Genomic DNA, 13,366 nt, shown 5'->3' on the forward strand with positions numbered 1-13,366 from the left:
GATCCACATGGCCATCCTACGCACCTCCCGTTCCCGAATCGCGACAGCGGCGATCGTAACGCTCGCCGTCGTCGGCCTCGGAACGTTCGGCGCAATGCGCGTGAACGCGAACGCGCCCGAAAAAGCGGCCGCGCCGTTGCCCGAAGTCGATGTCGCGACCGTCGTGCCGCAAACCGTGACCGACTGGCAAGGTTATTCGGGCCGCCTCGAAGCGATCGAGAAGGTCGACGTACGCCCGCAGGTGTCGGGCACGATCGTCGCGGTGAATTTCAAGGACGGCGCGCTCGTGAAGAAGGGCGACGTGCTGTTCGTGATCGACCCGCGCCCGTACCAGGCCGAAGTCGACCGCGCGGCTGCGCAGCTCGCGGCTGCCCAGGCCCGCAACGGCTATGCGCAGACCGACTGGCAGCGCGCGCAGCGGCTGATCGGCGACAACGCGATCGCGAAGCGCGATTACGACGAGAAGCAGAACGCGGCCCGCGAGGCGACGGCGAACGTGAAGGCGGCCGATGCCGCGCTGGAAACGGCGCGCATCAACCTCGGCTATACGCGGATCACCGCGCCCGTGTCGGGCCGCGTGTCGCGCGCGGAGATCACGGTCGGCAACGTCGTGTCGGCCGGTGCGGCGGCCGCGCCGCTGACGACGCTCGTGTCGGTGTCGCCGATCTATGCGTCGTTCGATGCGGACGAGCAGACCTACCTGCAATACATCAACGGCGCGCGCGACGGCCGCAAGGTGCCGGTCGAGCTCGGCCTCGCGAACGAAACCGGCTACTCGCGCAGCGGCGTGATCGATTCGGTCGACAACCGGCTCGACACGTCGTCGGGCACGATCCGCGTGCGCGCGCGCTTCGACAACGCGGACGGCGCGCTCGTCCCGGGCCTCTACGCACGCGTGAAGGTGGGCGGCAGCGCGCCGCACCAGGCGCTGCTCGTCGACGACGCGGCGATCAACACCGACCAGGACAAGAAGTTCGTGTTCGTCGTCGACCAGCAGGGCCGCGTGTCGTACCGCGAAGTGCAGCAGGGGATGCAGCACGGCAACCGGCGCGTGATCGTGAGCGGGCTTTCCGCGGGCGACCGCGTGATCGTGAACGGCACGCAGCGCGTACGGCCCGGCGAGCAGGTGAAGCCGCACATGGTCCCGATGACGGGCGGCGATGCGCCGTCCGCGCCGCTCGCGAGCACCGCGAAGCCGGCCGCACCGGCGAAGGCGGATTCGTAAGCGGCCCGCCGCTTCGCATCCGCGTTCAACCAGACAGAGCCAGAAATGAACATATCCAAATTCTTTATCGACCGGCCGATCTTTGCAGGAGTCCTATCAGTGATCATCCTGCTCGGCGGGGTGATCGCGATGTTCCTGCTGCCGATTTCGGAATATCCGGAAGTCGTGCCGCCTTCGGTGATCGTGAAGGCGCAGTACCCGGGCGCGAACCCGAAAGTGATCGCCGAGACGGTCGCGTCGCCGCTCGAGGAGCAGATCAACGGCGTCGAGGACATGCTCTACATGCAGTCGCAGGCGAACAGCGACGGCAACATGACGATCACCGTCACGTTCAAGCTCGGCACCGATCCGGACAAGGCCACGCAGCTCGTGCAGAACCGCGTGAACCAGGCGCTGCCGCGCCTGCCGGAAGATGTGCAGCGGCTCGGCATCACCACGGTGAAGAGCTCGCCGACGCTGACGATGGTCGTGCACCTGATCTCGCCGGACAACCGCTACGACATGACCTACCTGCGCAACTACGCGCTGATCAACGTGAAGGATCGCCTGTCGCGGATCCAGGGCGTCGGCCAGGTGCAGCTGTGGGGTTCGGGCGACTATGCGATGCGCGTGTGGCTCGATCCGCAGAAGGTCGCGCAGCGCGGGCTGTCCGCAGAGGACGTCGTGCAGGCGATCCGCGAGCAGAACGTGCAGGTCGCGGCCGGCGTGATCGGCGCGTCGCCGTCGCTGCCCGGCACGCCGCTGCAGCTGTCGGTGAACGCGCGCGGCCGTCTGCAGACGGAAGACGAGTTCGGCGACATCGTCGTGAAGACGACGCCGGACGGCGGCGTCACGCGCCTGCGCGACATCGCGCGGATCGAGCTCGATGCGTCCGAATACGGGCTGCGCTCGCTGCTCGACAACAAGCCGGCCGTCGCGATGGCGATCAACCAGTCGCCGGGCGCGAACTCGCTGCAGATCTCGGACGAAGTGCGCAAGACGATGGCCGAGCTGAAGCAGGACATGCCGGCGGGCGTCGACTACAAGATCGTCTATGACCCGACGCAGTTCGTGCGTTCGTCGATCAAGGCCGTCGTGCACACGCTGCTCGAAGCGATCGCGCTGGTCGTGATCGTCGTGATCGTGTTCCTGCAGACCTGGCGTGCGTCGCTGATTCCGCTGATCGCGGTGCCGGTGTCGATCATCGGCACGTTCTCGCTGCTGCTCGCGTTCGGGTATTCGATCAACGCGTTGTCATTGTTCGGGATGGTGCTCGCGATCGGGATCGTGGTCGACGATGCGATCGTCGTCGTCGAGAACGTCGAACGCAACATTGAAAGCGGGATGAACGCGCGGCAGGCGACCTACAAGGCGATGCAGGAAGTGAGCGGGCCGATCATCGCGATTGCGCTGACGCTGGTCGCCGTGTTCGTGCCGCTCGCGTTCATGTCGGGCCTGACCGGCCAGTTCTACAAGCAGTTCGCGATGACGATTGCGATCTCGACGGTGATCTCGGCGTTCAACTCGCTGACGCTGTCGCCGGCGCTGTCCGCGATCCTGCTGAAGGGCCATGGCGACAAGGAAGACTGGCTCACACGCGTGATGAACCGCGTGCTCGGCGGCTTCTTCCGCGGCTTCAACAAGGTGTTCCATCGCGGCGCGGAGAACTACGGCCGCGGCGTGCGCGGCGTGCTGTCGCGCAAGACGCTGATGCTGGGCGTGTACCTCGTGCTGGTGGGTGCGACCGTGCTGGTGTCGAAGGTCGTGCCGGGCGGCTTCGTGCCCGCGCAGGACAAGGAATACCTGATCGCGTTCGCGCAGTTGCCGAACGGTGCATCGCTCGACCGCACCGAGAAGGTGATCCGCGACATGGGCTCGATCGCGCTGAAGCAGCCGGGTGTCGAGAGCGCGGTGGCGTTCCCGGGGCTGTCGGTGAACGGCTTCACGAACAGCTCGAGCGCGGGCATCGTGTTCGTCACGCTGAAGCCGTTCTCCGAACGGCACGGCAAGGCGCTGTCGGCCGGTGCGATCGCCGGCGCGCTGAACCAGCAGTACGGTGCGATCAAGGACTCGTTCGTTGCGGTGTTCCCGCCGCCGCCGGTGCTCGGCCTCGGCACGCTCGGCGGTTTCAAGATGCAGATCGAGGATCGCGGCGCGGTCGGTTATGCGCGGCTCGCGGATGCGACCAACGATTTCATCAAGCGCGCGCAGCAAGCGCCCGAGCTTGGCCCGCTGTTTACGAGCTACCAGATCAACGTGCCGCAGCTCAACGTCGATCTCGACCGCGTGAAGGCGAAGCAGCTCGGCGTGCCGGTCACCGACGTGTTCAACACGATGCAGGTGTATCTCGGCTCGCTGTACGTGAACGACTTCAACCGCTTCGGGCGCGTGTACCAGGTGCGCGTGCAGGCCGATGCGCCGTTCCGCCAGCGCGCGGACGACATCCTGCAGTTGAAGACGCGCAACGACAAGGGCGAGATGGTGCCGCTGTCGTCGCTCGTCACGGTGACGCCGACGTTCGGCCCTGAAATGGTGGTGCGCTACAACGGCTACACGGCGGCCGACATCAACGGCGGCCCGGCGCCGGGCTTCTCGTCGGGTCAGGCGCAGGCCGCGGTCGAGCGGATCGCGCACGAGACGCTGCCGCGCGGCGTGCGGTTCGAGTGGACCGACCTCACGTACCAGCAGATCCTCGCGGGCGATTCGGCGATGTATGTGTTCCCGATCAGCGTGCTGCTCGTGTTCCTGGTGCTCGCTGCGCTGTATGAAAGCCTGACGCTGCCGCTCGCGGTGATCCTGATCGTGCCGATGAGCATTCTGTCGGCGCTGACGGGCGTGTGGCTCACGCAGGGCGACAACAACATCTTCACGCAGATCGGCTTGATGGTGCTGGTGGGGCTGTCGGCGAAGAACGCGATCCTGATCGTCGAATTCGCGCGCGAGCTGGAACACGACGGCCGAACGCCGCTCGAGGCCGCGATCGAGGCGAGCCGGCTGCGGCTGCGCCCGATCCTGATGACGTCGATCGCGTTCATCATGGGCGTCGTGCCGCTCGTCACGTCGACGGGTGCGGGTTCGGAGATGCGCCATGCGATGGGTGTCGCGGTGTTCTTCGGGATGCTCGGCGTGACGCTGTTCGGGCTGATGCTGACGCCGGTGTTCTACGTCGTGCTGCGTACGCTCGCGGGCGGCAAGATCCACGTCGCCGGCAAGGACTCGGCCGGGTATGGCGTGCCGGCCCAGGGCGTACCGGCTTCGGATGCTTGAGGATAAGAAGATGGACAACATGCACAACACGAATGGCCTGATGCGCTTCGCGAAGGTGGCGGCCGCGAGCACCCTGCTCGCGACGCTGCTCGCCGCGTGTGCGGTGGGCCCCGACTACAAGCGCCCGGATGTGTCGACGCCCGCCGCGTTCAAGGAAGCGCCGACGCTCGCCGCGGGCGAACAGGCCGGCACGTGGAAGACGGCCGAGCCGTCGGACGGCGCGCACCGCGGCGAGTGGTGGACGGTGTTCGGCGACCCGGTGCTCGATTCGCTCGAGACGCAGGCGCTCGCCGCGAACCAGAACCTGAAGGCGGCGGCCGCGCGTGTCGAGGAAGCGCGCGCGGCGACGCGTTCGGCGCGCTCGCAATGGTTCCCGCAGGTCGGCGCCGGCTTCGGGCCGACGCGCGAAGGGCTGTCGTCGGCGTCGCAGTTGCAGCCGCAAGGCACGGGCCCGACCAACGCGACGCTGTGGCGCGCGCAGGGCACGGTGTCCTACGAGGCCGACCTGTTCGGCCGCGTCGGCCGCAACGTCGAGGCGTCGCGTGCCGACCAGGCGCAGAGCGAAGCGCTGTTCCGTTCGGTGCAGCTCGCGCTGCAGGCGGACGTCGCGCAGAACTACTTCGAACTGCGCCAGCTCGACTCGGACCAGGACCTGTACCGCCGCACGGTGGAGCTGCGCGATCAGGCGCTGAAGCTCGTGCAGCGCCGCTTCAACGAAGGCGATATCAGCGAGCTCGACGTGTCGCGCGCGAAGAACGAGCTGGCCAGCGCGCAGGCCGATGCGGTCGGTGTCGCGCGCCGGCGCGCGGCTTCCGAGCACGCGCTCGCGATCCTGCTCGGCAAGGCGCCCGCGGATTTCGCGTTCAAGGAAACGCCGATCGTGCCGGTCGGCGTGAAGATTCCGGCGGGCCTGCCGTCCGCGCTGCTCGAACGCCGTCCGGACGTGTCGGCGGCCGAGCGCGCGATGGCGGCCGCGAACGCGCGGATCGGCCTCGCGAAGTCGGCGTACTTCCCGAAGCTCGATATCACGGGCGCGTTCGGCTATGAGGCGTCGACGCTCGGCAACCTGTTCCTGTGGTCGAGCCGCACGTTCCTGCTCGGGCCGTTCGCCGGCACCGCGCTGACGCTGCCGCTGTTCGACGGCGGGCGCCGTGCGGCCGGCGTGCAGCAGGCGCGTGCGCAGTACGACGAGCAGGTCGCGAACTACCGGCAGCAGGTGCTCGTCGCGTTCCGCGAGGTCGAGGACAATCTCGCCGACCTGCGCCTGCTCGACGACCAGATCCGCGCACAGGATGCGGCCGTCAATGCGTCGCGCCGCGCGGCGACGCTGTCGCGCACGCAGTATCAGGAAGGCCAGGTCGCGTATCTCGACGTGATCGACAGCGAGCGGTCGGTGCTGCAGTCGCAGTTGCAGTCGAACCAGTTGACCGGCGCGCAGGCCGTGTCGACCGTGAACCTGATCCGTGCGTTGGGCGGCGGGTGGGGGCCCGCGCCGACGGCGGTCGGCGATGCGGCGTCCGTCAAGGCGGAAGTCGCCGCGCGTTGAGCGCGAACGGCGGGCGAATCGTCGCTCGCCGGCAGTGAAGCGAAGAACCCCGGCATGCAGGCTCTGGTCTGCATGCCGGGGTTTTTTATGGCGTCAGGCGTTTTCGCTCATCGACAGGATGATCTTGCCTACGTTCACGGCGGACTCCATCCGTCGATGAGCCGCCGCGGCATTGGCGAGAGGAAACACGCTGTCGACGACCGGTTCGAGGCCCGCGCCTCCCGCAAAGCGGTCCAGCCAATGTTCGCGAAATCGCCGAACCATCGCGTGTTTCTCGCGCGGGTCGCGCGACTTCATCACCGTGCCGATGATTTGCAGATGACGGTACAGGATCTGATCGAGCGCAACGCTCACGTCACCGCCGCCGCCGAGTATGCCGACCTGCACCAGCCGGCCGCCGTTTGCCAATGACGCGACATTCCGCGAAAAATACGGCGCGCCCACGAAGTCGATGACGACGTCGACACCGCGTTTGCCAGTCCTGCTTGCGACGACTTCCGAAAAATCCTGCGCCTTGTAGTCGATCGCATGGTCCACGCCGAGTTGAACGATCCGTTCCAGTTTCGAGGCTTCGGCGGTCGCGAATATCGTCGCGCCGGTTGCGTAGGCGAGCTGGACCGCCGCGGAACCCACCCCGCCAGCCGCTGCGTGAATCAGCACCGAATCGCCACGTTGCAAGCGGCCCAGATGCAACAACGCTTCGTGCGCAGTGACGAAAACTTCCGGTATGGCAGCCGCGTGCACGTAGTCGATCGTTGCCGGTATGGGCATCGCCATTCTCCAGTCGATGCGCGCCAGTTCCGCATAGGCCCCGCCGCCCACGACGCCCATTACACGATCACCCACCTCGTAGCCCTGCACGGCGCTTCCCGTCTCGATCACCTCGCCGGCGATTTCGAGCCCCATGAGGGTGGAGTCGCCGAAATTGGGCCGGCCGTATCCGCCTCGCCGATGTGTCAGATCCGCGCGATTCACGCCCGCGGCATGAACGCGTACCAGTAGATCGTCGGGGCGAACCTCGGGTGCCGGGACTTCGGCCAATTGGAGAACCTCGGCCTCGCCGAACTCCTTGAATGTGATGGCTTTCATTTCACACCTTCCTGTGCGGGAGCTGAATGACCGGCGAGATCGTCGGGCCGAGGTTGTGCGCCCAGCGTTGCCTGCGCCACGGCGGAAGCGGAAATCGCTGCGGGAAACCCGGCGTAGAACGCAAGGTGAGTAATTGCCGCGGAGAGCTCTTCGCGGGTGACGCCGTTCGTCAACGCGCGCCGCAGATGCGCCGGCAACTCGTCGAGATGGCCCCCCGCGATCAGGGCGGCGACGGTCACGAGGCTGCGATCGCGCGGCGCGAGCGACGGATCGCTCCAGATGCGCGGATAGAGCGTGTCGTCGACGAATGCCGAGAGCGTCGGCGTGAAGGCCCGCGCGGCCTCGCGTGGACTGTCGAAATGCGTATGAGACATGGCGATACTCCTTCAAGCCTGGCTGATGAACTTGTGCGTGAGGTAGTACTCGATGCCCTCGGTGCCGCCTTCCGAGCCGTGGCCGCTTTCCTTCATGCCGCCAAACGGCAGTTCGGTCGACACGATGCGGTACTGGTTGATGCCGATCATCCCGGCTTCGAGACCGTCCGCGACATCAATGGCCGTGCGCGCGCTGCGCGTGAACGCATAGGCGGAGAGCCCGTACGGCAACCGGTTCGCTTCGGCGAGCCCGTCGGCGAGGGCATCGAAGCGCATCAGCACCGCGATCGGGCCGAACGGTTCTTCATGCATCACGCGCGCGTCCTTCGGTACGTCGGCGAGGACCGTGGGTTCGAAGAAATATCCTTCGCCCTCGATGCGCTTTCCGCCGGCGAGGACCCTTGCGCCACGTTCCACCGCATCGGCGATGAGTTCTTCCATCTTGGCAAGCTGGCGCGGATTGGCCAGCGGCCCGACCTGCGTGCCGGCATCCATGCCATTCCCGACCTTGAGGGCTTGGGTGGCGCGCACGAAGTGCCCGACGAACGCGTCGTAGACTTCGCGCTGGATCAGGAAGCGCGTCGACGAGATGCAGACCTGGCCCGTACCGCGAAAGCGGTTCGCCGCACCGTCGACCGCGGCCTTCTCGACATCCGCGTCGTTGAATACGAGGACGGGCCCGTGGCCGCCCAGCTCCAGCGTGATGGGTTTGACGCCTTCGGCGGCACGCGCCGACAGCAGGCGGCCGATCGGTACCGAGCCCGTGAACGTCACCTTCCGGATGACCGGGGAAGCGATCAGATGCTTCGACACCTGGTCGGGCACGCCGAATACGACTTGAAGCACGCCCTTCGGCAAACCGGCGTCGTCCAGTGCACGTGCCAGCGCGAGCGCCGTTGCGGGGCTTTCCTCGCCGGGTTTGATGATGACGCTGCATCCGGCGGCGAGTGCGGCGGAGAGCTTGCGCGCCGGGGTGATCGCGGGAAAATTCCATGGCGTGAATGCGGCGACGGGCCCGATTGCCTGTTTTTTCACGAGCTGTTGCACGCCCGGGCGGTTGGATGGCACCACGCGGCCGTCGATACGGCGAGCCTCTTCGGCGAACCATTCGAAATAGTCGGCGGCACGCAGGACTTCGTCGCGGCTTTCTGCCAGTGGTTTGCCTTCCTCGAGCGTCATGACGGTAGCGATGTGCTCGGCGCGCTCGCGCATCAGTTCCGCCGCACGCTTCAGAATGCGCGCGCGTTCGGCAGGCACGGTGTTGCGCCAGACGTCAAAAGCCGGTGCGGTGGCCTGCAGGGCGCGATCCAGATCGGCTGCCGTCGCCAGCGGGACGCGCCCGATCTCGATTTGCGTGGCGGGGTTGATCACCGGCGCCGTTTCGCGTTCGCTCGCACCGATCCATTCGCCGTTGATGAAAAGATGAAGCGCGTCGTAACTGATGTCCATGGTAGTAGCCTTTATGGTTAGGATTGCGATTAAATATGTGTTCGCCACGAGCCGGACAGGGGAACCTGCGCCACGCCGTGTCTGGATGATTCGCCGTGGCGGGCCGAGCTCGGGTTTGATACTTCCGCGTTCTGATTGCCTGACTTCGGGACCCAGTCTAGGCGTGAAGCGGGCGGCAACTTAGAGGGGCCGGAAAGAATGAATCTTGTCTCGGGAGAGAAAATCCCCCTGCCAGCATGAAAGCGCATTGAAAGGATGCGCGAAAACGACAGGGGATTGCGCGCTGACTGCACGAAGCAGGCGCGGGCCCTATGATCAACAGGCTCGCGCGGGCCGAAACGCAGCGATTCGGCGATCAATTCAAAACCAAGGTGCGTAATGGACAAGGTTCACACCATGTCGGTGTTTGCGAAGGTGGTCGAGATGGGCAGTTTCACGGCTGTCGCAAACCACCTCGATACGACGGTCGGCAACATTTCCCGAGCGGTCTCGGTACTCGAGGACAATCTCAACACGCGGTTGCTGCAGCGCTCGACGCGACGGCTCGTCGTCACCGATGCGGGGCGACGTTTTTACGAGCGCAGCGTTGCGATCCTCTCGGACATCGAACGGGCAGAAGCGGAAGCGCGCGATGCGCTGCTGGAGCCGCGCGGCGTATTGCGCGTGCATGCGGTGCCGGGATTAGGCCGTCAACTCGTTTCGCAAGCCGTGCTTGCCTATCGGAACGCATACCCGGAGGTATCGGTCGATCTCATGCTGTCGCAACGGATGCCGAACCTGCTCGAAGAGCAACTCGACGTGGCGATCGTGATTGCGCGCACGCTGCCGGACTCGGCGTATGTGAGCCAGAAGATCGGCGTCAGCCATTGCATTCTGGCGGCGTCGCCCGATTATCTGGCACATCGTCCGGCTCCCGCGTGCGTGGAAGACCTCGTCGACCACACATGTGTGCTCCTGAGCACGGTCGATTACGCGCCCGACGAATGGCGTCTGCAAGGCAGGGTCGGCGAGGCGGTGTATCGTCCGGCGGGATCGCACTTCAGCGTCAACGACATGGATGCGATGTCCACGGTACTGCGCGAGGGCGCGGGGATCGGGCTGATCGCCGCCTTCTCGGCAATCGACGATTTGCGTAAGGGATCGCTCGTTCGCGTGCTGCCTGAATTCCACACCGCTCAGCGCAACGTCTATGCGGTGTATTCGTCCCGTCAGTTCGTCGACGCGAAGATCAAACGGTTCATCGATGTCCTTAAGTTGCGGGTAGGCGACCGGTTGGAGGCGTATGCGGAGGAGCTCGCCATCACGGTCGTATGACCCGCCTCACGGTCGGCATGATCGGACAAGTCGAGCGATGACCGGGAACGCGTTTCTGGCGCCGAACGCGCGCGAGGGTGGCCCATTGATTGCAACTAACGGTCAAGTCATCCGGCGTTGACGGACGGTGTGGCGACGCCATCGCCGCACCGCTTAATGCGGACTGTCTTCAGACCGCAGTGCCCGCAAGAGTTCCCCGGCGGCCTTGCCGAGCCCCGTATGTTTCGGCCGCCGCAAATACACAGGCAGCGGCAGCCCGTTGCGAATGTTCGCGAACACGAGCGGTGCGAGTTCACCGTCCGCCACATACCGGTCGATGATCGATTCCGGCAAGTTCGCCCAGCCATGACCGGCCTTCACGAGCGCGATCGCGGTCGCCATGTCGGTCACCTTCCACGTGCGGTTGCCGATAAGCGGCCGCACGTCGGTGAGCGGCCGCTCCGGATCGGCGATCACGATCTGCCGAAACCCCGACAAGCGCTCGATCGCCTCCGGATGCGCGGCTTCGGCAATCGCCGGATGGCCGGGCGCGGCGACCGCGATCAGCGTCTCGGTCCACAGCGCGTGAATCTGTTCCTGCGGATGAAGATCGAGCCCGCCGTACGCGACGCAAAGATCGACGGCCCCGCGATGCAGCGCGTCGACGATCGCGTCCTGCGGCTCCGTGACGACGCTGATCGCGAGCGCCGGATATTTCGCGGCGACGGCGGCCAGCGCGCGCGCAATCGGCGCACCGTCGATTTCGGCCGCGAGCCCGAGTCGCAGCGTGTCCTCGACACCCTCCGACAAGTGCTGCGCATGCGCACGCAGCGCATGCAGCCGTTCGGCGATCGCGCGCGCGTCGGGCAGCAGCGCGGCCATCGCGGCGGTCGGCGTCGGCTCGCGCGTGCCGCGGTCGAACAGCACGAGGTCGAGTTCGGCCTCGAGGTTCGCGATCGCCATGCTGACCGCCGACGGCGTGCGGCCGAGCGCACGCGCGGCCGCCGAGAACGAGCCTTCGTCGACGACGGTCAGCAGCATGTCGATGTGATCGCTGGTCAGCATGGTCGGCCGCCTCCTGTCAGAAAAATTGAAAGGACCTGACTTTTACGGACGAAGTGTCCGCTGTAGTCTCGCCACCTTGTTCGAAACGAAGGTGGTCGGTCATGCAAGGATGGAAGAGACGCATAGTCTACGTCGTGATGTTCGAGGTGCTCGGCATCCTCGTCGCGTCGTCGGTGCTCGGCATGCTGAGCGGCGCGAGCGCGGCGACGAGCGGCCTGCTCGGCGTGATGATCTCGACGACGGGCGTCACCGTCAATTTTCTGTACAACCTTGGGTTCGAGGCGTGGGAGCGGCGGCGCACCGAAACGACGCGCACCGTCGGGCGACGTGTCGTGCATGCGATCGGGTTTCAGGTCGCGCTCGTGACGTTTCTGATTCCGTTGATCGCGTGGTGGCTCGACGTGTCGTTATGGCAGGCGTTCCTGTACGACGCGGTGCTGATCGTGTTCTTTCCGATCTTCACGTTCACGTACAACTGGGCGTTCGACAGCGTGTTCGGGTTGCCGGATGCGGTGACGCGCAAGGTGGCATCGGCTGCGTGATGCAGAGGGATGTGAAACGATGCGGATTGCCCGCGCCGTTTCGCTTCCGCAAGAGAGGGGAAGGCCGGGCGGCGCGCATGCCGCCCGCTCGCGTTACGCGGCGACGAACTCGTGCACGTAGCGGTTGAACACGGCGGGGCTCGCTGCATTCATCCCGTGCGACGCGCCGGCGACGGTCTGCCGTTGCGCATCGCCGATCCACTGCGACAGCGTGTCGACGTTGTTGCGGAACATCTTCGGGCTGCGCTGGCCGTCGATCAGCAGCGTGCGGCATGCGATATCGCCGGCCGTGTTCTGCGAATACGCGGGCAGCGGGTCGCGCAACTGCTTCGGCAGCGTGCTCGCGTTGTCGATCGCCATCGTGCGGAAGCGCGACGTGCTCTTTTTCCATGCGCCGGGCAGGCTCACCGAATCGACGAACATCTCGAGACCCGACTCGACGTCGCCTTGCCCGATCAGGTTCACGGCCTTCGTGCGCAGCGCGATCGCGGCAGCCGGCAGCGCGGCTTCGCGCACGCCCTGCTGCTGCAGCGGGCCGCCCGGATCGGCGAGCGTCAGCGTGTCGACGAGCTGCGGATGCTGGCGCGCGACGTTGAACGCGACGCTGCCGCCACGCGAATGGCCGACCAGGTGCACGGGGCCGAGATCGAGTGCGTCGATGAATTCGGCGAGCTCGTCGACGTGGTTCTGCCAGCTGAACTCGTCCTGGATGCCCGCTTCGACGGCCGGCCAGTAGTGGCTGAGGCTCGGCGCGATGCAGCGGTAGTGGGCCGACAGCGACGCAAGCTGCGGATCCCAGTAGCGGTAGTCGCACAGCGAGCCGTGCACGAACACCATCGGCGCGCCGCTGCCCCGCTCGACATACGGCAGGCTGATGCCTGACGAAAGCGTCGCAAATTGCAGGTCGGGGTTCGCGAGCACGGACGGCTCGATTCGCATGTTCATGACTGAAAGACTCAAAGGTGCGTCAACACGACGCAACTATGCATCACGGCGACCTGCAAGGAAAACGCATAATTTTCATCGTGACGATCAATTTTATTGATGGCTCGGCTGAAAACCCTTGTCGGGGCGTGGTCATGCATCGAAGCCTTCAATCATCTGACGATTGATTTCGGCGGAGAAAGGGCGTGCGGTGGCCTGCGCGCACGCGCAAACGCACCGGAAAAGAGGGGAGGCAGGGGCTGCGCGTCAGCGCATCGTCAACGCGGGTGCAGTCTGAAGCTCGACGGGAAGGTCATTATCGGCCGCGAACTGCATCGCGAAGTCGAACGCGTCCGCGCACACGCCGCGCAATTCGTCCGACACGAACAGGCATTTGACGCCGCCGTCGACGACCGGCATCGCGAGCCGCGACAGCGCGCACGGATAGCCGGGCCGCCGTTCGCCGACGAACAGCGTGATGACGCCCGCGAGGCGTTCGGGCCAGTCGCTGGGGCGGAAGGTCTTCTGCGCGCGCGTGACGCCACGGATCAGGTGGCCGTGGGTTTGGCCAATGAGGCGGCCGTGTTCGGTGACTTCGATGCGATCCATGCTG

At 65.9% G+C, this 13,366-nt stretch carries 11 protein-coding genes; 5 read left to right on the forward strand and 6 right to left on the reverse strand.

Annotation, left to right across the window (positions count from 1 at the left end):
- The first annotated feature begins 7 nt into the window (after window positions 1-7).
- From ceoA to opcM, 3 genes are read left to right on the forward strand one after another with little or no spacing between them, the layout of a single operon-like run.
- Window positions 8-1,225, forward strand: a complete 1,218-nt coding sequence (gene ceoA, locus KVT39_RS30330) for a multidrug efflux RND transporter periplasmic adaptor subunit CeoA (RefSeq protein ID WP_034181750.1) — start codon at window positions 8-10, stop codon at window positions 1,223-1,225.
- Window positions 1,226-1,270: 45 nt separating this feature from the next.
- Entirely contained in the window at window positions 1,271-4,471 is a 3,201-nt protein-coding gene (gene ceoB / locus KVT39_RS30335; protein ID WP_034181751.1) for a multidrug efflux RND transporter permease subunit CeoB, read from the forward strand.
- A 10-nt stretch (window positions 4,472-4,481) separates the two neighbouring features.
- Window positions 4,482-6,017, forward strand: coding sequence for a multidrug efflux transporter outer membrane subunit OpcM (gene opcM, locus KVT39_RS30340; RefSeq protein WP_034181752.1), 1,536 nt, complete (start codon window positions 4,482-4,484; stop codon window positions 6,015-6,017).
- Window positions 6,018-6,110: 93 nt separating this feature from the next.
- On the opposite strand, the gene KVT39_RS30345 is transcribed toward opcM, so the two are convergent.
- Genes KVT39_RS30345 through KVT39_RS30355 form a run of 3 tightly spaced genes read right to left on the reverse strand, consistent with a single transcriptional unit; the run spans window position 6,111 to window position 8,929 of the window.
- Complete coding sequence (locus KVT39_RS30345) at window positions 6,111-7,106, reverse strand: NAD(P)H-quinone oxidoreductase (protein WP_217590864.1); 996 nt, start codon at window positions 7,104-7,106, stop codon at window positions 6,111-6,113.
- Complete coding sequence (locus KVT39_RS30350; protein WP_027790473.1) at window positions 7,103-7,480, reverse strand: carboxymuconolactone decarboxylase family protein; 378 nt, start codon at window positions 7,478-7,480, stop codon at window positions 7,103-7,105. The genes KVT39_RS30345 and KVT39_RS30350 overlap by 4 nt, the downstream gene beginning before the upstream one ends.
- Window positions 7,481-7,492: 12 nt before the next feature.
- Window positions 7,493-8,929, reverse strand: coding sequence for an NAD-dependent succinate-semialdehyde dehydrogenase (locus KVT39_RS30355; protein WP_059695390.1), 1,437 nt, complete (start codon window positions 8,927-8,929; stop codon window positions 7,493-7,495).
- A gap of 378 nt (window positions 8,930-9,307) precedes the next feature.
- On the opposite strand from KVT39_RS30355, the gene KVT39_RS30360 reads away from it, so the two are divergent.
- Window positions 9,308-10,243: a LysR family transcriptional regulator gene (locus KVT39_RS30360; RefSeq protein WP_034181756.1), complete on the forward strand. Its 936-nt coding sequence runs from the start codon at window positions 9,308-9,310 to the stop codon at window positions 10,241-10,243.
- A gap of 153 nt (window positions 10,244-10,396) precedes the next feature.
- Here KVT39_RS30360 and KVT39_RS30365 read toward each other — a convergent pair whose 3' ends face one another.
- The gene (locus tag KVT39_RS30365; protein ID WP_217590865.1) at window positions 10,397-11,287 is read right to left on the reverse strand and encodes a LysR family transcriptional regulator; all 891 of its coding nucleotides are present in this window, start codon (window positions 11,285-11,287) and stop codon (window positions 10,397-10,399) included.
- Window positions 11,288-11,388: 101 nt separating this feature from the next.
- Here KVT39_RS30365 and KVT39_RS30370 point away from each other — a divergent pair, with 101 nt between their 5' ends.
- Window positions 11,389-11,829 (forward strand): PACE efflux transporter, encoded by a 441-nt coding sequence (locus KVT39_RS30370; RefSeq protein ID WP_217590866.1) that lies wholly within the window; start codon window positions 11,389-11,391, stop codon window positions 11,827-11,829.
- A gap of 93 nt (window positions 11,830-11,922) precedes the next feature.
- On the opposite strand, the gene KVT39_RS30375 is transcribed toward KVT39_RS30370, so the two are convergent.
- Both KVT39_RS30375 and KVT39_RS30380 read right to left on the reverse strand, forming a co-directional pair.
- Entirely contained in the window at window positions 11,923-12,774 is an 852-nt protein-coding gene (locus KVT39_RS30375; protein ID WP_217590867.1) for an alpha/beta fold hydrolase, read from the reverse strand.
- Window positions 12,775-13,020: 246 nt separating this feature from the next.
- Window positions 13,021-13,362, reverse strand: a complete 342-nt coding sequence (locus KVT39_RS30380; protein WP_105391037.1) for a DUF3579 domain-containing protein — start codon at window positions 13,360-13,362, stop codon at window positions 13,021-13,023.
- Window positions 13,363-13,366 lie beyond the last annotated feature (4 nt).

Source organism: Burkholderia sp. GbtcB21 (genome assembly GCF_019091065.1).
Lineage (GTDB): Bacteria > Pseudomonadota > Gammaproteobacteria > Burkholderiales > Burkholderiaceae > Burkholderia > Burkholderia pyrrocinia_C.

Coding starts and splice junctions, on each gene's coding strand:
- ceoA (WP_034181750.1), top strand. CDS start 8: ATGGCCATCCTACGCACCTCCCGTTCCCGAATCGCGACAGCGGCGATC.
- ceoB (WP_034181751.1), top strand. CDS start 1,271: ATGAACATATCCAAATTCTTTATCGACCGGCCGATCTTTGCAGGAGTC.
- opcM (WP_034181752.1), top strand. CDS start 4,482: ATGGACAACATGCACAACACGAATGGCCTGATGCGCTTCGCGAAGGTG.
- KVT39_RS30345 (WP_217590864.1), bottom strand. CDS start 7,106: ATGAAAGCCATCACATTCAAGGAGTTCGGCGAGGCCGAGGTTCTCCAA.
- KVT39_RS30350 (WP_027790473.1), bottom strand. CDS start 7,480: ATGTCTCATACGCATTTCGACAGTCCACGCGAGGCCGCGCGGGCCTTC.
- KVT39_RS30355 (WP_059695390.1), bottom strand. CDS start 8,929: ATGGACATCAGTTACGACGCGCTTCATCTTTTCATCAACGGCGAATGG.
- KVT39_RS30360 (WP_034181756.1), top strand. CDS start 9,308: ATGGACAAGGTTCACACCATGTCGGTGTTTGCGAAGGTGGTCGAGATG.
- KVT39_RS30365 (WP_217590865.1), bottom strand. CDS start 11,287: ATGCTGACCAGCGATCACATCGACATGCTGCTGACCGTCGTCGACGAA.
- KVT39_RS30370 (WP_217590866.1), top strand. CDS start 11,389: ATGCAAGGATGGAAGAGACGCATAGTCTACGTCGTGATGTTCGAGGTG.
- KVT39_RS30375 (WP_217590867.1), bottom strand. CDS start 12,774: ATGAACATGCGAATCGAGCCGTCCGTGCTCGCGAACCCCGACCTGCAA.
- KVT39_RS30380 (WP_105391037.1), bottom strand. CDS start 13,362: ATGGATCGCATCGAAGTCACCGAACACGGCCGCCTCATTGGCCAAACC.